The following is a 17,042-nucleotide window of genomic DNA, read 5'->3' as shown; positions in this document are numbered from 1 at the left end:
CTTATCGCAGCCGCAGGCCGGTCTTTGCATCGAAGAACAGCGGCGCTTCGGCATCAAAGCTGAGCCCCACTGCGCTGCCGGGGGCCGGTGCGATCTGATCATGGGCTTCCACGATAATGCGGGTACCGTCCGTTGCGGTCAGGTAGTGATAGGCCACACCGCCCAGTTGTTCGCTCAGATCCACGCGGTGGCTGTCGCCTTCAACAACGGTCAAATGCTGGGGGCGCAGGCCCACGGTCACGGGTCCGGCGGGAAGCGCCGAAAGCCCCGGCGTCATTTCCGCCCCGCTGAGACCGGGAACCGTGATCACATCACCGGCGGCCTGACTGGGGAAGAAATTCATCGCAGGCGAACCGATGAAACCGGCCACAAACTGATTGTCCGGGTCATTATACAGATCCAGCGGGCGGCCCGCCTGTTCGATGACACCCGCGCGCAGCACCACGATCTTGTCGGCCAGGGTCATCGCCTCGACCTGATCATGGGTCACATAGATCATCGTGGCGCCGATTTCCTGATGCAGACGGGCAATCTCGACGCGCATTTCAACCCGAAGCTCGGCATCGAGATTTGACAACGGTTCGTCAAACAGAAACACCTCCGGCCCGCGCACAATCGCCCGGCCAATCGCCACCCGCTGGCGTTGACCGCCCGACAGCGCCTTGGGCTTGCGGCCCAGATACTCATCCAGTTTCAGAACGCGGGAGGCCTCGGCCACCTTCTTTTTGATCTCTTCCCTGGGGTGGCCGTTCATCTTCAGACCAAAACCCATATTCTCGGCCACGCTCATATGCGGGTAGAGCGCATAGGTCTGAAACACCATCGCCACACCACGTTCAGCCGGGTCCATATGGGTCACATCGCGGGTGCCGATCTCGATCTTGCCGCCGGTGGTTTCCTCCAGCCCCGCGACCATCCTGAGAAGTGTGGATTTCCCGCAGCCGGACGGGCCGACAAAAACGCAGAAATCGCCATGCTCGATTTGCAGATCGACCCCGTGGATCACCTGAACATCGCCGTATTTCTTCACCACATTGCTGAGTGTGACGCCTGACATGGGCTTAACCCCTCCCGATTTCTTGTGTGTTGTCAGCATCGGGAAAACGCCAGCTTTGCGCTTCCTCCGCGATTGATTTTGCAGTGCGCTTGATCACCGGCACATGCCGTTCCAGCGCATCCAGACTTGTACGTTCGGTCGAGGATGTGACCGATAAGGCGCCCATGATCCGGCCGTTTTCCGTCAGGATGGGCACCGCGACGCAAATGATGCCCGGCTCATGCTCTTCCCGGTCAAAAGCATAGCCCCGGGACCGGATGCGCGCCAGTTCGGTACACAGCGCTGCCTCGGAGCCAAGGGTGTTATGGGTGAATTGATGATAGGATTGCTGGGCCAGAATCGGCGCCAGATCAGCCTGGGGCAAAAACGCGATCATCGCCTTGCCGACACCGGTGCAATAGGCGGGGCCGACCTTGCCGGCCTGGGAATACATCGGGATCGGTTCATGCGCGTTGCGTTTGTCGACATAAAGAACCTGTGCCGCGTCAAGCTGTGCCAGATGCACGGTTTCGCCGATTGCCTTGCTCAACCGATCAAGATGGGGCCGGGCGATCGGCGCCAGGGACGAGGTTTGCCAGGCCGCATGGGCCAGGCGCACAAGGCGAATGCCAAGCGCATAGGTCTGGCGTTCCGGTTCATAGGTCAGCATGCGCTGGTTGGTCAGCGTTTGCAGGAAACGGTAAAGCGTGGCCTTGGGATAGGGGCTTTGTGCCAGCATTTCGCCAAACCGGACCGGACGGCCAAACTGTGCCACCTCATCCAGAATGCCAAGCGCCTTGCCCACCGTACCGTCACCGGGTTTGTCGCCGGGTCTTTCCGCGGCTGATCCCAAAACATGTCCTCCCATCAGTTCCTCCATCCTTGAAATACACTCTGCCGGTGCGGAGGAAACTGTTGACAACCCTAAGCCGAGTCGCGTTATGATTTCAATATAAGAAACCAAGTTTCATATAATGGAACAACCTCGGGAGGAAATTATGCGGTCTATCTTTACAACCGGCGCGGCGGCACTGTCTGCGGCGACCCTTCTGTCTGGCGCGGCATTCGCCGATGGCCATGCAGCGCTTTCGGGCGATCTTGTCATATTCTCGGACATGTCCAACCCTGCGCCCCGCGCAGTGATGGAAGGCATGGTTGAGCGGTTTGGCGCCATGCACCCGGATCTGAGCATCGAACTGACGATCATTGATCGGGAAGCCTACAAGACCCAGATCAGAAACTTCCTGCAAGCCAATCCGCCCGACGTGGCGAACTGGTATGCGGGCAACCGGATGCTGCCCTATGTGGAAGCCGGGCTTTTCACCGATATCTCGGATCTCTGGGAAGAAGGTGGTCTGACAGAGGCGCTGGCCTCGACCCAGGCGTCGATGACGATTGGCGATGGTATCTATGGCGTGCCCTACACCTATTACCAGTGGGGCGTTTATTACCGCGAGGACATCTTTGCCGAATTGGGTTTGGAAGCCCCCACGACCTGGGAGGAAGAGATTTCCAACTGCCAGGCGATCATCGACAGCGGCCGCGCCTGCTATACCATCGGGACCAAGTTCCTGTGGACCGCGGGCGGCTGGTTCGACTATGTGAACATGCGCACCAACGGCTATGATTTCCATATGGCGCTGACCAATGGAGAGATCGCATGGACCGATGACCGTGTCCGCGCGACCTTTGCCAACTGGCAGCAGCTGATCGACATGGGCGCCTTCCTTGACAACCACCAGACCTATAGCTGGCAGGAGGCCCTGCCCTTCATGGTCAATGGCGAGGCGGCCGCCTATCTGATGGGCAATTTCGCCGTTGCCCCGCTGCGCGAAGCGGGGCTGAGCGATGATCAGCTTGGGTTCTATCAGTTCCCGCAGATCGACGCCTCGGTTGAGATGGCCGAAGATGCCCCGACCGACACATTCCATATCCCGTCCGGCGCGACGAATGTGGATGCGGCGCGGGCCTTCCTGCTGTTCGTGACCTCGGCGGACAATCAGACCCTGATCAATGGCGGCGACGGGCTGGGCCAATTGCCGGTGAACGCGGCCTCATCGGTGGATGATGACGAGTTCCTGAATGCCGGGTTCGAGATGTTGAGCCAGAACAGCCCGGGCGGTATCGCGCAGTTCTTTGACCGCGATGCCCCGGCGGAAATGGCGCAGGTGGCGATGCAGGGGTTCCAGACCTTCATGGTCGATCCCTCCTCGCTGGATACGGTGCTGGACCGTCTGGAACAGGCCCGTCAGCGGTTCTATTGAGTCAATCAGGGGCACGGGCAGGCCGCAGAACGGCCCGCGCGCGCCTCCCATATCCTCGTCGCCCGCCGGTTTCTGACCGGCGGGCGCACCGCTTGCGGCGCGCCTGACCCTTTGGTCAGGTTCTGCGCCCCCTGACCAAGGGCAATCCGATGACCAGCACCATAACAGAGATACCCGCCCCGCCCCGCCGGTTCCGCCAGCAGGCCATCGCGCCCTGGCTGTTTCTGCTGCCGGGGCTGTTGTTCTTCGCGGTCTATGTGATCGTTCCGATTTTCCAGAGCTTCCAGATATCTTTCTTTGAATGGAACGGGCTGGACCGGCCGGACGGATCAAGCACCGCCCTTTATGTCGGGCTGGAGAATTACCGCGATCTTTACACAGACCCGGATTTCTGGACCTCGCTGAAAAACAACGCGATCTGGCTGGTTCTGTATCTTCTGGCGATCCCCGGCGGCTTGCTGATTGCGCTGTTCCTGAACCAGACGGTCACCGGGATACGGCTTTATAAATCGCTGTTCTTCTTTCCATTCGTGATCAGCCAGGTGGTGGTTGGCCTGGTCTTCACATGGTTTTATGACCCCACTTTCGGGATGATCAACGAGGTGCTGGGCGTGGTAGGCCTTGGCCCGGTCAACATCCTTGGCGACACGCGTTATGCCACCTATGGCATTATCGCCGCGGGCCTCTGGCCGCAGACGGCCTATTGCATGATCCTGTATCTCACCGGGCTGAACGCGGTGGATCCCGAACAGGTGGAGGCCGGGCGGCTGGACGGGGCCAAGGGTGCAAGAATGCTGTGGTATGTGGTGTTGCCGCAATTGCGCCCTGCAACCTTCATTGCCTTTGTGGTCACCATCATCGGCGCGCTGCGGTCTTTCGACCTGATCTCGATCATGACCGATGGCGGGCCGGGTTTTTATTCGACCAGTGTGCTGGCCTTCTACATGTGGGACGTGGCGCTGAGCGAATTCGGGTTCCGCATGGGCTATGGCTCGGCCATCGCGGTGGTGCTGTTCATGATCATGATGGTCTATATCGCCTTCTTCCTGTGGAAGATGTACCGCGATGAGAAAGGCGTGTGATGCTGGCCCGTGTCGCACCGATTGCCGCCGCCCTGCCCGGGGCTGTGTTTGCCGATGGCGCGGACGAACTGCGCTCATGGAAGGTTGGCGGCAAGATGTTTGCCTGTTTCGGGGACAACACGCCCGGCGTGTCGGTCAAAACCCCGGATACAGAGACCGCCGCGATGCTGATTGACGCCGGTGTCGCCACCGTGGCGCGGTATTTCCACAAAAGCTGGGTCCGCCTGCCCGAGGATGTGGCCGAGGGCGAACTGCGCCACCGCATTCAGGTGTCCTATGATCTGGTCCGCAAGGGCCTGCCCGCCAAATTGCGCAACGCGCTGCCCGCCCGGACGGAGGACTGACATGTTTCCCACCCCGATAGAAAAGACCTCCCGCTCCTGGCAGCTGACCTATCAATCGCTGCTGCCGCTGGCGATGTTCATGTGGTTGCTGCCGCTTCTGGCGGTGATGTGGTTCTCGATCAAGCCGGGTGCCGATTTCACCACCGGCAATTACTGGGGCTGGCCATCAAGCTTTGAAGGGATCGCGAATTACCTTCTGGTCTTCACCGGCAGCGACATGCCGCGCTATCTGTGGAATTCGGTGATGATCACCGCACCCACGGTTGTGGGGGCTGTGGCCCTGTCCTGCATGACCGGGTTCGCGCTTGGGGTGTACCGCTTCAAGGGCAATCTTCTGATCTTCTTCATGTTTGTGGCCGGCAATTTCGTGCCGTTCCAGATTTTGATGGTGCCGGTCCGGGATCTGACGCTGGATATGGGGCTTTATGATACCCGCATCGGTCTGGTTCTGTTCCATATCGCGTTCCAGACCGGGTTCTGCACCCTGTTCATGCGCAATTTCATCCGCGCCCTGCCACGGGAGTTGATCGAGGCCGCGCGGGTCGAAGGCGTCAGCGAGTGGCGGATTTTCTGGTATGTGGTTCTGCCCCTGATGCGCCCGGCCATCGCGGCGCTGGCGGTGCTGATCTTCACCTTTATCTGGAATGATTATTTCTGGGCCGTCGTGCTGACCCAAAGCCCTGAAAGCCAGCCGGTCACCGCCGGGATCACCAGTTTCAATGCGCAATACCGGGCGATGTATCACCTGATGAGCGCCGGCAGCATCGTGGCCGCCATTCCGCCGGTGGCGATGTTCTTTGCAATGCAGAAACACTTTATTGCCGGGCTGACCCTGGGTGCAGTGAAGTAACGGGCAAGGTTGGGATGAAGCGATCTGTTACACCTGCGGAAACGCTGTCGGCGTCCTCTGCCATGGGCGCGGGCGTGCCGCACGGGCACCCCGAAACGCGGTGTTGGCGGCTGGATGATGGCGGTCGGCAGACCCTGGTGCTTGCCGCAACCGGGGATCGCCTGCCGCAGGTTGTGTATTGGGGCGCGCCGCTGCCAGGTGATGAAGACCTGACCACGCTGCACGCGGCCCATGGGATCGACGTGACCGGCGGCATGCTGGATGAAAACCCCGATCTGTCGCTTTGCCCCGAAGCGGTGCGCAGCTTCCCGGGCCAGCCCGGTCTGATCCTTCGGGCGGGCGATGGCATGCAACTGCTGCCGAAATTCTGTTTCGAGGCGGAAGAGGGCGATGGCCAACACCTGATCCTGACCTATGGCGATGTGGATAACGGGCTGACCCTGACAATCCGCTTTGCCGCTGATCCCGACACCCGTATCATCACCGCAACCTCGCGGCTGGACTCTGACAGGCCGGTTCATCTGCATTGGCTGGCCGCCCCGGTTCTGCCCGCGCCCCAGCACAGTGGCGAGATGATCGACGTCTCGGGCCGCTGGTGCGGGGAGTTTCAGCTGAACCGCACCGCCTGGTCGCCGGGCCTGCGCTATCGCGAGAACCGCACCGGGCGCACCGGGCATGAACATTTCCCCGGTCTGATCATCCCCTGCACCGGCTGCACCAATACCGGCGGGGAGGCTTATGGTTTTCATTACGGCTGGTCCGGCGGGCATAAGATGATTGCCGAAGAACTGCCCGATGGCCGCCGTCAGGTGCAATTCGGCCATGCCGCGCGGATGGAGATGAAACCCGCCACCCGTTATGAAACCGCGCCGCTTTATATCACCTATTCCGCCACCGGTCTGAACGGCTGTGCGGTGGCATTCCAGCGGCATCTGCGCGACCGGATCGTGAGCTGGCCCCGGCCCGGCAAACCCCGGCCCGTGCATTACAATTGCTGGGAGGCGGTTTATTTCGATCATTCCCTGCCGGTTCTCAAAGACATCGCCACCCGGGCCGCCGCCCTTGGCGCGGAACGGTTTGTGCTGGATGATGGCTGGTTCGGGCAGCGCGATGATGACACCCGCAGCCTGTCGGACTGGAAGGTGGATGCCCGCAAATACCCCGAAGGGCTGGACCCGCTGATCGACTATGTTCACGGGCTGGGGATGAGCTTTGGCATCTGGTTCGAGCCCGAGATGATCAACCCTGACAGCGATATCCACCGGGCCCATCCCGATTGGGCGCTGGGTGGCGAGGACCAGACCCTGGGGCGTCAGCAAAAAGCCCTGAACATGGCGCTGCCCGGGGTGCGTGATTTCATCTATGACCGGATGGCCGCGATCCTGTCGGGCCATGAGATCGACTATATCAAATGGGATCATAACCGGGTTCTGCCGATGCCCGATGCGGATCAGACCCGGGGGTCCTATGCGCTGATCGACCGGCTGCGCCGGGCCTTCCCGCTGGTCGAGATCGAAAGCTGCGCCTCGGGCGGCGGGCGGATTGATTTCGGCATTCTGCACCGGACGCAGCGGGTCTGGCTGAGCGACAGCAATGACGCGCTGGAACGGCTGCGCATTCAGCATGACGCGGCGCTGTTCCTGCCGATGGCGGTGACCGGGTCCCATGTGGGGCCGCGGCGCTGCCATACATCGGGGCGCAGTCTGGATATCTCGTTCCGGGCCTGGGTCGCGGCGCAGCGGCATATGGGGTTCGAGATGGACCCCCGCGAACTGGACCCGCGCGAGGCGCATGTGCTGCAACAGGTCACCGCCTGGTGGAAAGACAACCGCATCTGGATGGAAGGCGCCGATATCCTCCGCCTCGACAGTGCCGACCCCGCTGTTCTGGCCGAACAGCAGATGACCCGGGAGGGGGACCGGTTTGTGGTTTTCGCGGGCAAAGCCGCAACCTCGGCCCAGATCTCTCCCCGGCCGCTGCGGCTGACCGCGCTTGACCCGCAGGCGCGGTATCGCATCACCGTGCTGAACCGGGCCGATAGCCCCGCGCTCAGCCGGGGCACACCGATTTTGAAGACCGAGACTATTGAGGTTTCAGGCGCCTGGCTGATGCATCATGGTCTGGTCCTGCCGTGGAATTTCCCCGAAACCATTTGGGTGATCGAAGGAGAACGCCTGTGACATCTGATACGACATCTATGACGGCCCAATTCCCTGACCTGAAAGGAGCCTCGGTTTTCATCACCGGTGGCGGGTCGGGCATTGGCGCGACCCTGACCGAGGGGTTTTTGCGGCAGGGCGCGCGGGTGGCTTTTGTCCAGCGCTCCGACGCGTCCGGTTTTGCCACGCGGATGGAACAGGAGACCGGCAACCGGCCCTTGTTCATGCCCTGCGACATCACCGATATTCCCCGGCTGAAAGCCTGTATCGCCGAGGCTGCCGAGGCCCATGGTCCGGTGACGGTGCTGGTCAACAACGCAGCCAATGACAAGCGTCACACCACCGGGGAAGTGACCGAGGATTTCTGGGACTGGTCGCAGGCGATCAACCTCAAAGCCTATTTCTTTGCCTGTCAGGCGGTGATGGAAGGCATGCAGGCCGCCGGTGGTGGCTCGATCGTGAATTTCTCATCCGTGTCCTACATGATGGCCAATGCGGGCTATCCGTCTTATGCCACGGCCAATGGCGGGATCACCGCCATGACCCGCAGCCTGGCGCGGGAATTCGGGCCCGACAAGATCCGCGTCAATGCACTGATGCCTGGCTGGGTTCTGACCGAAAAGCAACTTGAGATGTGGGCCAACCCCGAGGACCTGGCCGACCATATGAGCAAACAATGCCTCAAAGAGCACCTTAGCCCTGCGGATATTCTGGACGGCACCCTGTTTCTGGCCTCGGAAAGCAGCCGGATGATGACCGGTCAGGTGCTGGTTATTGATGGCGGCGTGGTGTTTCCGGGATGAGCGCAGAAACCACATATGCGGACTGGATTGCTGTCGATTGGGGCACCTCGCGCTTGCGGGTCTGGGCGATGGGCCGGGATGGAACAGTGCGGGCGCGGGCGGCCTCTGACGAAGGGATGGGCGGGCTGGACCGTGACGGGTTTGAACCCGCGCTGTTGCAGTTGATCGAACCCTGGCTGGGGACGGGCATACAGCCGGTCATGGCCTGCGGCATGGTGGGGTCCCGTCAGGGCTGGGCCGAGGTTCCCTATGAAACCACGCCCTGCACCCCGACCGCGTTGCGCCCCATGGCCGTGCCCACGCAGGATGCCCGTATCCGCCTGTTCATCATGCCCGGTGTCAGTCAGGCCAGCCCGGTGGATGTGATGCGCGGGGAAGAAACCCAGATCTCCGGTTTTCTTGTAGAAGAGCCCTCCTTTGACGGGGTGGTATGCCTGCCCGGCACCCATACAAAATGGGTCCATATCAGCGCGGGCGAGGTGGTCAGCTTCCAGACCTTCATGACCGGAGAGATGTTCCAGTTTTTGTCCGAGCACAGCGTTCTGCGCCACGGTATTGCAGCTGACGGCACCGATGAGACCGTATTTGCAGAGACCGTGAGTGATGCAATCTCGCGCCCCGAAAAGATGGCGCAGCGCCTGTTTTCGATCCGCGCCGAAGGGATATTGCAGGGCCTAACCCCCCAGGCTGCCCGAGCCAGATTATCCGGTGCGCTGATCGGGGCAGAGCTTGCCGCCGCCCGGCCCTACTGGCTGGGCCAGCAGGTGGTGGTGGCGGGCGCGCCCGGGCTGACGGCACTATACAGTCAGGCGCTTGGCGCGCAGGGCGTTGACACGCGGGTTCTGGATGCCGGACCTTTGACATTGATGGGTCTGGGCCGGGCCTATGCCACCATATCGGAGACAATTTCATGAGCCGCCCCCTGATTGCCATTCTGCGCGGGATCACCCCGCCCGAGGCCGCCCCGATTGCCGAGGCCCTGATCGAGGCCGGGATCGACCGGATCGAGGTGCCGCTGAACTCTCCCGATCCGCTCGACAGTATCGCGATCATGGCGCAAAGCTTTGGCGATCAGGCCCTGATCGGCGCGGGCACGGTGCTGACCCGGCAGGATGTGGCCCATGTGGCCGGTGCGGGCGGGCGTCTGATCGTCTCGCCGAATTTCGATGCCGAGGTGGTGGCGGCCACCAAGGCGGCAGGCATGCAGAGCTTTCCCGGTGTGCTGACACCTTCGGAATGTTTTGCCGCTTTGAAAGGTGGGGCCGACGGGCTGAAGATCTTCCCAAGCAATCTGCTGGGGGTTGAGGGGCTGAAGGCGATCCGTGCGGTGCTGCCCCCGGGCACGCAGGTCTATATGGTCGGCGGCGTGGGGCCGCAGAATTTCGCCCAGTGGGTCGCGGCCAGCGCCGACGGGTTTGGCCTGGGCACGGGCATCTATACCCCGGGGTTGAGCCTGGCCGATGTCACCGTCCGCGCGGTCGAGATTGTGGCGGCCTATGATGAGGCCGTGGCATGAGCGCCGGGGTTTTCGACACCCGCAGCAATGAGCTGGGCGAAGGGCCCTTGTGGCATCCGCGGCTGGAGCAGTTGTTCTGGTTCGATATTCTGGGCAAGCGCCTGTTCACCAAACCCGGGGAGACCCGGCAGGAATGGCTGTTTGACCGCTATGTCTCGGCCGCGGGCTGGGTGGATGACCATGTGCTGCTGATGGCCAGCGAGACCGATCTGTTCTGCTTCGACATCACCACCGGTGCGCAGGACCATTTGGTGCCGCTGGACGCGGAGAATGCCGCCACCCGCTCCAATGACGGGCGCGCGGACCCGCATGGCGGGTTCTGGATCGGCACGATGGGCAAACAGGCCGAGCCTGAAGCCGGGGCGATCTATCGCTACTACCGGGGGGAGCTGCGGCGCCTTTATGACAGGATCACCATCCCGAATGCGATCTGCTTTGCGCCGGGCGGGGCGCATGCCTATTTCACCGATACGGCAGAACGGATCGTCTGGCGGCAGGTGCTGGACGGGCAGGGCTGGCCCGTGGGCACGCCCGAAATCTATCTCGACCATCGGGAGACCGGGCGGAACCCCGATGGCGCGGTGGTGGATCGTGACGGGCGGTTTGTCTGCGCCGAATGGGGATCATGGCGGGTGGCGGTCTATGACCCGTCGGGCCGGTTTCTGGAGGAGATCCCGCTGCCGGTCGAGCAGGTATCCTGCCCGGCGTTTGGCGGTGGCAGGCTGCATATCACCACCGCGCGCGAAGGGTTTTCGGCAGACCAGCGGGCGGCGCATCCGCAGGCCGGCATGACCTTTGTCACCGATACCGATCTTGTGGGACAGGACGAAGCCCGGGTCATCTTATGAAACGCACCCTCGGCACCTGCTATTATCCCGAGCACTGGCCCGAGGATATCTGGGCCGAAGATGCCAGGCGCATGGCCGATCTGGGTCTGACATGGGTGCGGATCGGCGAGTTTGCATGGAGCCGTCTGGAACCCGCGCCCGGCGATATGCAGTTCGACTGGCTGGACCGGGCGTTTGAGGTATTGGGTGCGGCGGGCCTGCGCGTCGTTCTGGGCACGCCCACCGCCACGCCGCCGCGCTGGATGCTGGACAGATATCCCGACATGCTGGCCCTTGATGCGCAAGGACGGCCGCGCGGCTTCGGCTCCCGTCGGCATTACTGTTTTTCCCATGACGGCTATCGCGATGAAGCGGTGCGGATCACCACCGCCCTGGCCGAACGTTATGGCCAGCATCCCGCCCTTGGCGCCTGGCAGACCGATAATGAATATGGCTGCCATGACACGGTGATTTCCTATTCCGATGCCGCCCGTGACGCATTTCGTATCTGGCTGGCTGACCGCTATGGCACGGCGGATGCGCTGAACCGGGTCTGGGGCAATGTGTTCTGGTCGATGGACTACACGGATTTTGACCAGATCGACCTGCCGAACCTGACCGTGACGGAACCGAACCCGTCCCATGTGATGGATTTCCGGCGCTTCTGTTCGGATCAGGTTGTGCGGTTCAACGCGGCACAGGTGGAGGTGATCCGCGCTCGGTCTGATGCGCCGATCAGCCATAACTATATGGGCCGGATCACCGAATTCGATCATTTCGCGACCGGCGCGGAAATGCAGATCGCCACCTGGGACAGTTATCCGCTTGGTTTTCTGGAGGACCGGCTGGAGGCGACCGCAGAGCATAAACGCCGCTATGCCTGTCAGGGGGATCCGGATTTTCAGGCGTTTCACCATGATCTTTACCGCAGCGTGGGCCATGGCCGCTGGTGGGTGATGGAACAGCAACCCGGCCCGGTGAACTGGGCCCCGCACAACCCCGCGCCCCTGCCCGGCATGGCCCGGTTCTGGACGTGGGAGGCTTTTGCCCACGGGGCGGAGGCGGTGTGCTATTTCCGCTGGCGGCAGGCGCCTTTTGCCCAGGAACAGATGCATGCGGGCCTGTTGCGCCCGGACAGTGCCGAGGCTGCGGGATATGCCGAGGCGGCACGTGTCGCGGCAGAACTGGCCCAGGCCCCGGAGGTGGAGCAGGCCCGGTCCCCCGTGGCGCTGATTTTCGATTATCAGGCCGCCTGGTCCTGGGAGGTGCAGCCCCAGGGCAAGGGGTGCGATTATTTCCGGCTGGTGTTCGAGATCTATCGCGGGCTCAGGAAACTGGGCCTGTCCGTCGATATCCTGCCGCCGGATAGGCGTGATTTCACCGGATACCGGATGATCCTCGCGCCGGGGCTGGAAATGCCGCCGGAGGGGCTGGTCGATGCGATTGCGGGCTCGGGTGCGCAGGCCCTGTTCGGCCCGCGCTTCGGGTCAAAAACCGCAAACTATGCGATCCCCGTGCCTTTGCCCCCGGCAATCTCTGGTCTCTCCGCTGTGGTGGCGCGGGTGGAGACCCTGCGCCCGGATATGCCGGTGGCTGTTGAGGGTGGCGGTGCGGTCAGATTGTGGCGGGAACATCTGGAGGGGCAGGCCGAGGTGCTGGATCGCGATGCGGCGGGTGCCCCTGTTTTGCTGCGTGCAGGCCCGGTGCAATATCTGGGCGGCTGGCCCGATCCGGCGTATCTGGCCCGCATTCTTGAGCGTCTGGCCGCTGCCTCAGGGCTGGAAACGGTTGCATTGCCGCAAGACATTCGTATCCGCCAATCCGGCCCCACGCGCTTTGTCTTCAACCACGGGCCGGAAGCGGTGACATTCGAAGGCCAGTCGATTCCGCCTGCGGGTGTCCTGCGCGGTTGAGGCGGGCTGGTCGATGTGACCCGTTTCGCGGCCTGTACAGGACCCCGCCTTTAACATGCGCCATGACGTATCGCTAATGTCCCGCGCGCGCCGAAGGCATGACAGAGGATTGGGGATGCAGGTTCAAGGCGGGGCGCTTGTCTTACGACCAAACCGGACTTTCAAAGAGGCGGCCCTGTTCGATCTATGCGCGGGACCAGGACGAAGCCGCTCTCGCGGCATTGGCGCACTTGGCGGGTGTTTGGCACTGATCCAGCTGTTTTGGAATTTTGCAGACCTGCCTGACGATTGAGGTTTCTCAATCGGACAGGAGGTTCCAATGACACAGGAGAAGGTGAGCCCGCTACGTGCTCGGATGATCGAAGATATGCGGATCAAAGGGCTCGGGGAGAGCTCGCAAAAGGCGCATATACGGGCTGTTCGTTATTTTGTAGAGTTCCTTGGCAGGTCGCCGGACACCGCGACGGAAGAAGACTTGCGGGCTTACCAGCTGCACATGGTCAACACGAACGTCACCCCATCGACTTACAACGTGCGGCTTGTCGGGTTGCGGTTCTTCTTCGAGACGACCTGCAAGCGCCCCGAGCTGAAGGACTGCCTGCATTTCCGCACGGAAGCACCGGTCACATTGGCCTCTTTTCCCTCTTTCGCCGCGATCTGAACTAAGGTCAGCTTTGCTGGCTTTTACGATTTTGGGTCAGTTGATGACGTAAAGGTTAAAACCGTCTGACGGTCTTACACCACTCTGCGTCGGATGATCCCGGGATTCTTGTCAGGCATTCTGGGGGCCCTTGCAGAAGGGCAGGGCGTGCCGCCTCACTATAGTTTTTCGGGTTTACCCTGAAACAGATGGTATCGAAAAACGCGGTCGAGCCAAAGGCGAGAGGCCGCTTTTTTCGATCCAGGGCTTATCCGAAACGCTTTATCGACCGGCTCAGCCCTTCGCCACCGGCGCGTTATAGGTCGCGTCAAGCCGGGACATCAGATAATCGGCGGCGCGCACAGGCGGGTATTTCGGTGTGCCGGTGCCCGGCAGGGCCTTCACCACCACATCGGGGTTCGCCTCCACAAAGAACGCCACCGATCTGCGGGCGCGTTTCGGGGGCAGCACCCGATGCGGCGTGGACACATAGATGTCATTGGTCCAGCGCATCAGGCAGTCGCCGATATTGACCACATAGGCACCCTCCACATGCGGTGCGTCGATCCAGTCAGCCCCGCGCGGTTTCACCTGCAACCCGGCCTCGCCATCGGTCATCAGAAGCGTGATGGCACCGTAATCCGTATGCGCCCCGGCCCCGATTTCCCCCTCGGTGCCGGTGCCGGGCGGGTAATGCAGCACGCGCAGCGCGGCCAGCGGGTCATGCAACGCAGTGTCGAAATGTGTCTCCGGCAGGCCCAGATCCAGCGCGACGGCGCGCATGATCCCGGTGCCAAGCGTCATTGCCGCATCGTAATAGGCCCGCATCGTGTCGCGAAACCCGTGCAGGTCGGGCCATTGGTTCACCCCGCGAAACGGCTCATTGGCCAGCACGCGGGGATCATCGGGGGCCAGATCCAGCCCCATGTTGAAGCTTTCCTTTCGATCCGCCGCGCCGCTGTTTTCATCCAGTGATTCCAGCCCGTCATGGGCCCAGCCCCGGTAATGCGGTGTCTTCAGGATCGAGATGTTCTGTTTCTCGGCCAGAGGCAGGGCAAAGAACCGGTCCGCTTGGGCGAAGACCTCCGCGCAAAGGGTTTGGTCCACGCCATGGCCTGTCAGCAGAAAGAACCCCGGACCCCGGGCCGCCGCCCCCAGATCGGCCACAAACCCGTCGCGATCCGCGCCGCCTGCAAATCTCTGCCAGTCCAGAATGGGGATCATGAGGGCACCTTTGATCTGGCGACGCGTCTGGCCGCAATTCCGATAAACAAGTCTACCTTCGCCGCGACCTTTTTCAAATGTGCAGCCCGGCTTTGTGATGTGGCTTTGTCGATCTTGTAACAGGCGGTGAAACTGGTTTTGCACCGTCTGGCGCAGATCAGGCGCAGGCCACGCAGCAAGGTGCGCCTGCCCGGGGCACCGACCAGTTGGGTCAGCCACCAACTGGCCCCACAGGTCGTGAACACGGCAAGCCGGGTGATATTGGTCAGGCCCGGGCGGATATTTGCGTCTGCGCCATCGGGCATTCTGAACGCAACGCCCGGCACCATCACCCGGTCAAGCCAGCCTTTCAGCATCGCGGGCAATCCGTGCCACCAGGTTGGATAGATAAAGATCATCGTGTCGCACCATTGAAGGTCGTCAATATCCTGTTGAACCGCTTGTGTGTTGCGGGCCGGATCGGGGTAGGCTTCAAGCTCCGCGCCGGTCAGCACAGGGGTGAAGCCCCGCCTGTAAAGGTCACTTACCCGCAGCTCCGTCCCTGCTGCGCGCAGCCCGTCCACGACCACGTCGCGGATTGCAGCAGTAAAACTGTCCGGGTGCGGATGGGTATAGACAACAAGGACGCGCATCGTGGAAAATCTTTCTGTGTCCTAATCGAAGACCTCTGAGTGGTGTTGACCCGCTCATATCGCAAAGCAGGGGGAACCGCATCCTTTCCCGGTAGAAAGGTGAGATGGCGCCGGTTGCGCTTGCTTTTGAGGTTGACGGACGGCCCCACCTGTCTTAGCACCGCCACCGGTCTGGCGGAGTAGCTCAGTTGGTTAGAGCAGCGGAATCATAATCCGCGTGTCGGGGGTTCAAGTCCCTCCTCCGCTACCATTATTTTCAACGACTTAGCCTAGTTGTTTGATCCCACAGTTTGATGGTGCGATCTGTTCTTTGGAATGGAAGGAAGCATTATGGGACAAGTACGTCACGGCTGCGCCACGACCTCTGGCCGTTCCGCACCAATCCAGTTCCTGAGTGCACGAAAACCCGACGCATTGTTGTTGAATTGGGCGTGCTGCCCTGTCTTGATCCGATGGACATCCAAATGCGCTTTGGAGATGTCGATCCCGATGCTATCCTTCATTGTCTTCGCTATGTCCTATGCTTGTCGTGCAGAGCTGCAAGCTGCTGCGTATCCGTTCAGGCCTCATGCAAAGACGGTGGATGATCACATTCTAAGACGGTTCATCACAACCGAGCCCGTCACGATCCAACCACCGCCGATGCCCGCCATGAAAGGCGTCGCGCGCATCGGCTCCATTTTCGCATGGAGACCAAGAAAATCATAAGACAAGCGTGTTGCAGTCATCCTGATTCAGGATTCCCAGATTGCTCATGATGTGATTCCTTGTGTGTGAGGCAGATATGGGGTCACAGATGGGCAAGCCACATCCGATAGAGTTACGCGAACGTGTTGTTGCGTTTGTGGATGAAGGACACGGTCACCGTGAAGCGGCACGACACTTTCGTGTGTCACCCCGGTTTGTGAACGACTTGATCAAACTGCGGCGCGAAACCGGGTCGCTGGCACCACGTCCGCAAGGCAACGGTGGCGGTCACGGCAAACTGGCGAGCGTAGCTGACTGGATCGAAGCCCGCGTGGCCGGGAAAGGAGAGATCACGCTCGATGAACTGGTCTCGGAGTTGGCCGAGACGCATGGTATCGACGTGCATCGCGGCCACATCAGGCCTTGAACATGAGGCCACCCGTGCCAGAAACTCTAATCAGAAATGACCCAAAGATTGGGGGCTAGACAATAGCCCTTCATGGCCAACTATCTGGACAGGCTGGCTTTCATCGACGAGACTTCGGTCAAGACCAACATGGCCAAGACAACCGGATGGGCTCCTTATGGCCAGCGCTTGGTCGATCACGCACCCTTCGGCCATTGGCGCACCCAGACCTTCATTGGTGCACTGCGCCATGATCGGTTGGACGCCCCATGGGTCATCGACGGGGCCATGAACAGCGAGATGTTCACCCTCTACACCGAAACCCAACTGGTGCCGACCCTGCGCGAGGGTGACGTTGTCATTCTTGATAACCTCTCCAGCCACAAGGCACCTGCCGCCGCTGAAGCTCTGCACAGCATCGGCGCATGGTTCCTGTTCCTGCCGCCATACAGCCCAGACCTCAACCCCATAGAGATGGCGTTCTCAAAGCTGAAATCCCTGATCCGAAAAGCCACCGCGCGAACATACGACCAGTTATGGGCCGCTGTCGGACAGGTCTGCGACCTCTTCTCAGAAGAAGAATGCTACAACTACTTCAAAGCCGCAGGCTATGAGGCCAATTGACTGCGATACGCTCTAGAATTTCAGACCAGTACTTT

At 61.3% G+C, this 17,042-nt stretch carries 18 protein-coding genes, 1 tRNA gene and 1 pseudogene; 14 read left to right on the top strand and 6 right to left on the bottom strand.

Annotated elements, in window-relative coordinates; genetic code table 11:
* Window position 1: 1 nt before the first annotated feature.
* Both E2K80_RS13325 and E2K80_RS13320 read right to left on the bottom strand, forming a co-directional pair.
* On the bottom strand, window positions 2-1,057 hold the full coding sequence (locus tag E2K80_RS13325) for an ABC transporter ATP-binding protein (RefSeq protein ID WP_135375443.1): 1,056 nt from the start codon (window positions 1,055-1,057) through the stop codon (window positions 2-4).
* Between the two features lie 4 nt (window positions 1,058-1,061).
* On the bottom strand, window positions 1,062-1,904 hold the full coding sequence (locus tag E2K80_RS13320) for an IclR family transcriptional regulator (RefSeq protein ID WP_135375442.1): 843 nt from the start codon (window positions 1,902-1,904) through the stop codon (window positions 1,062-1,064).
* 130 nt (window positions 1,905-2,034) lie between these two features.
* Between E2K80_RS13320 and E2K80_RS13315 the strand changes: the two genes are divergently transcribed.
* From E2K80_RS13315 to E2K80_RS13265, 11 genes are all read left to right on the top strand, one after another.
* Window positions 2,035-3,300: an ABC transporter substrate-binding protein gene (locus E2K80_RS13315; RefSeq protein ID WP_135375441.1), complete on the top strand. Its 1,266-nt coding sequence runs from the start codon at window positions 2,035-2,037 to the stop codon at window positions 3,298-3,300.
* Window positions 3,301-3,449: 149 nt separating this feature from the next.
* Entirely contained in the window at window positions 3,450-4,382 is a 933-nt protein-coding gene (locus tag E2K80_RS13310) for a carbohydrate ABC transporter permease (RefSeq protein ID WP_135375440.1), read from the top strand.
* Window positions 4,382-4,726, top strand: a complete 345-nt coding sequence (locus E2K80_RS13305; protein WP_135375439.1) for an MmcQ/YjbR family DNA-binding protein — start codon at window positions 4,382-4,384, stop codon at window positions 4,724-4,726. The genes E2K80_RS13310 and E2K80_RS13305 overlap by 1 nt, the downstream gene beginning before the upstream one ends.
* Before the next feature lies 1 nt (window position 4,727).
* On the top strand, window positions 4,728-5,576 hold the full coding sequence (locus E2K80_RS13300) for a carbohydrate ABC transporter permease (protein WP_135375438.1): 849 nt from the start codon (window positions 4,728-4,730) through the stop codon (window positions 5,574-5,576).
* A 62-nt stretch (window positions 5,577-5,638) separates the two neighbouring features.
* Window positions 5,639-7,756, top strand: a complete 2,118-nt coding sequence (locus E2K80_RS13295) for an alpha-galactosidase (RefSeq protein WP_135376625.1) — start codon at window positions 5,639-5,641, stop codon at window positions 7,754-7,756.
* A 17-nt stretch (window positions 7,757-7,773) separates the two neighbouring features.
* On the top strand, window positions 7,774-8,538 hold the full coding sequence (locus E2K80_RS13290) for an SDR family NAD(P)-dependent oxidoreductase (protein ID WP_135375437.1): 765 nt from the start codon (window positions 7,774-7,776) through the stop codon (window positions 8,536-8,538).
* Window positions 8,535-9,452 (top strand): 2-dehydro-3-deoxygalactonokinase, encoded by a 918-nt coding sequence (locus tag E2K80_RS13285; protein ID WP_135375436.1) that lies wholly within the window; start codon window positions 8,535-8,537, stop codon window positions 9,450-9,452. The genes E2K80_RS13290 and E2K80_RS13285 overlap by 4 nt, the downstream gene beginning before the upstream one ends.
* Window positions 9,449-10,054 carry a 2-dehydro-3-deoxy-6-phosphogalactonate aldolase gene (locus E2K80_RS13280; protein ID WP_135375435.1) on the top strand — a complete coding sequence of 202 codons (606 nt, stop codon included), beginning with the start codon at window positions 9,449-9,451 and terminating at the stop codon, window positions 10,052-10,054. The genes E2K80_RS13285 and E2K80_RS13280 overlap by 4 nt, the downstream gene beginning before the upstream one ends.
* The gene (locus E2K80_RS13275) at window positions 10,051-10,902 is read left to right on the top strand and encodes an SMP-30/gluconolactonase/LRE family protein (RefSeq protein WP_135375434.1); all 852 of its coding nucleotides are present in this window, start codon (window positions 10,051-10,053) and stop codon (window positions 10,900-10,902) included. The genes E2K80_RS13280 and E2K80_RS13275 overlap by 4 nt, the downstream gene beginning before the upstream one ends.
* Complete coding sequence (locus E2K80_RS13270) at window positions 10,899-12,794, top strand: beta-galactosidase (protein WP_135375433.1); 1,896 nt, start codon at window positions 10,899-10,901, stop codon at window positions 12,792-12,794. Before E2K80_RS13275 ends, E2K80_RS13270 begins: the two co-directional genes overlap by 4 nt.
* A gap of 319 nt (window positions 12,795-13,113) precedes the next feature.
* Window positions 13,114-13,455: a site-specific integrase gene (locus E2K80_RS13265; protein ID WP_135375432.1), complete on the top strand. Its 342-nt coding sequence runs from the start codon at window positions 13,114-13,116 to the stop codon at window positions 13,453-13,455.
* A gap of 273 nt (window positions 13,456-13,728) precedes the next feature.
* Here the strand turns inward: E2K80_RS13265 and E2K80_RS13260 are convergent, their stop codons facing one another.
* Window positions 13,729-14,658, bottom strand: coding sequence for an isopenicillin N synthase family dioxygenase (locus E2K80_RS13260; protein WP_135375431.1), 930 nt, complete (start codon window positions 14,656-14,658; stop codon window positions 13,729-13,731).
* Complete coding sequence (locus E2K80_RS13255; protein ID WP_135375430.1) at window positions 14,655-15,290, bottom strand: NAD(P)H-dependent oxidoreductase; 636 nt, start codon at window positions 15,288-15,290, stop codon at window positions 14,655-14,657. The genes E2K80_RS13260 and E2K80_RS13255 overlap by 4 nt, the downstream gene beginning before the upstream one ends.
* Window positions 15,291-15,463: 173 nt before the next feature.
* Here E2K80_RS13255 and E2K80_RS13250 point away from each other — a divergent pair.
* Window positions 15,464-15,540, top strand: a tRNA-Met gene (locus E2K80_RS13250).
* Window positions 15,541-15,634: 94 nt separating this feature from the next.
* On the opposite strand, the gene E2K80_RS19165 is transcribed toward E2K80_RS13250, so the two are convergent.
* Together E2K80_RS19165 and E2K80_RS19160 are read right to left on the bottom strand one after the other, a co-directional pair.
* Entirely contained in the window at window positions 15,635-15,793 is a 159-nt protein-coding gene (locus tag E2K80_RS19165) for a hypothetical protein (RefSeq protein ID WP_168193192.1), read from the bottom strand.
* A gap of 84 nt (window positions 15,794-15,877) precedes the next feature.
* On the bottom strand, window positions 15,878-16,018 hold the full coding sequence (locus E2K80_RS19160) for a hypothetical protein (RefSeq protein ID WP_168193191.1): 141 nt from the start codon (window positions 16,016-16,018) through the stop codon (window positions 15,878-15,880).
* A 68-nt stretch (window positions 16,019-16,086) separates the two neighbouring features.
* Here E2K80_RS19160 and E2K80_RS19325 point away from each other — a divergent pair, with 68 nt between their 5' ends.
* Together E2K80_RS19325 and E2K80_RS19320 are read left to right on the top strand one after the other, a co-directional pair.
* On the top strand, window positions 16,087-16,404 hold the full coding sequence (locus E2K80_RS19325; RefSeq protein ID WP_135373741.1) for a helix-turn-helix domain-containing protein: 318 nt from the start codon (window positions 16,087-16,089) through the stop codon (window positions 16,402-16,404).
* A gap of 90 nt (window positions 16,405-16,494) precedes the next feature.
* Window positions 16,495-17,007 (top strand): annotated as a pseudogene (locus E2K80_RS19320) (IS630 family transposase); the annotation flags it as partial.
* Between the last annotated feature and the right edge of the window lie 35 nt (window positions 17,008-17,042).

It is taken from the genome of Rhodophyticola sp. CCM32 (assembly GCF_004751985.1).
In the GTDB taxonomy this organism is placed as follows: domain Bacteria; phylum Pseudomonadota; class Alphaproteobacteria; order Rhodobacterales; family Rhodobacteraceae; genus Rhodophyticola.
The sequence above is the reverse complement of the archived record's forward strand: the minus strand, read 5'-3'. Positions and strand labels throughout refer to the sequence as shown.

What these genes read in the sequence shown, in the direction of transcription:
- E2K80_RS13325 (WP_135375443.1), bottom strand. Translation starts at nt 1,057, where the DNA reads ATGTCAGGCGTCACACTCAGCAATGTGGTGAAGAAATACGGCGATGTT.
- E2K80_RS13320 (WP_135375442.1), bottom strand. Translation starts at nt 1,904, where the DNA reads ATGGGAGGACATGTTTTGGGATCAGCCGCGGAAAGACCCGGCGACAAA.
- E2K80_RS13315 (WP_135375441.1), top strand. Translation starts at nt 2,035, where the DNA reads ATGCGGTCTATCTTTACAACCGGCGCGGCGGCACTGTCTGCGGCGACC.
- E2K80_RS13310 (WP_135375440.1), top strand. Translation starts at nt 3,450, where the DNA reads ATGACCAGCACCATAACAGAGATACCCGCCCCGCCCCGCCGGTTCCGC.
- E2K80_RS13305 (WP_135375439.1), top strand. Translation starts at nt 4,382, where the DNA reads ATGCTGGCCCGTGTCGCACCGATTGCCGCCGCCCTGCCCGGGGCTGTG.
- E2K80_RS13300 (WP_135375438.1), top strand. Translation starts at nt 4,728, where the DNA reads ATGTTTCCCACCCCGATAGAAAAGACCTCCCGCTCCTGGCAGCTGACC.
- E2K80_RS13295 (WP_135376625.1), top strand. Translation starts at nt 5,639, where the DNA reads ATGGGCGCGGGCGTGCCGCACGGGCACCCCGAAACGCGGTGTTGGCGG.
- E2K80_RS13290 (WP_135375437.1), top strand. Translation starts at nt 7,774, where the DNA reads ATGACGGCCCAATTCCCTGACCTGAAAGGAGCCTCGGTTTTCATCACC.
- E2K80_RS13285 (WP_135375436.1), top strand. Translation starts at nt 8,535, where the DNA reads ATGAGCGCAGAAACCACATATGCGGACTGGATTGCTGTCGATTGGGGC.
- E2K80_RS13280 (WP_135375435.1), top strand. Translation starts at nt 9,449, where the DNA reads ATGAGCCGCCCCCTGATTGCCATTCTGCGCGGGATCACCCCGCCCGAG.
- E2K80_RS13275 (WP_135375434.1), top strand. Translation starts at nt 10,051, where the DNA reads ATGAGCGCCGGGGTTTTCGACACCCGCAGCAATGAGCTGGGCGAAGGG.
- E2K80_RS13270 (WP_135375433.1), top strand. Translation starts at nt 10,899, where the DNA reads ATGAAACGCACCCTCGGCACCTGCTATTATCCCGAGCACTGGCCCGAG.
- E2K80_RS13265 (WP_135375432.1), top strand. Translation starts at nt 13,114, where the DNA reads ATGACACAGGAGAAGGTGAGCCCGCTACGTGCTCGGATGATCGAAGAT.
- E2K80_RS13260 (WP_135375431.1), bottom strand. Translation starts at nt 14,658, where the DNA reads ATGATCCCCATTCTGGACTGGCAGAGATTTGCAGGCGGCGCGGATCGC.
- E2K80_RS13255 (WP_135375430.1), bottom strand. Translation starts at nt 15,290, where the DNA reads ATGCGCGTCCTTGTTGTCTATACCCATCCGCACCCGGACAGTTTTACT.
- E2K80_RS19165 (WP_168193192.1), bottom strand. Translation starts at nt 15,793, where the DNA reads ATGAAGGATAGCATCGGGATCGACATCTCCAAAGCGCATTTGGATGTC.
- E2K80_RS19160 (WP_168193191.1), bottom strand. Translation starts at nt 16,018, where the DNA reads ATGACTGCAACACGCTTGTCTTATGATTTTCTTGGTCTCCATGCGAAA.
- E2K80_RS19325 (WP_135373741.1), top strand. Translation starts at nt 16,087, where the DNA reads ATGGGCAAGCCACATCCGATAGAGTTACGCGAACGTGTTGTTGCGTTT.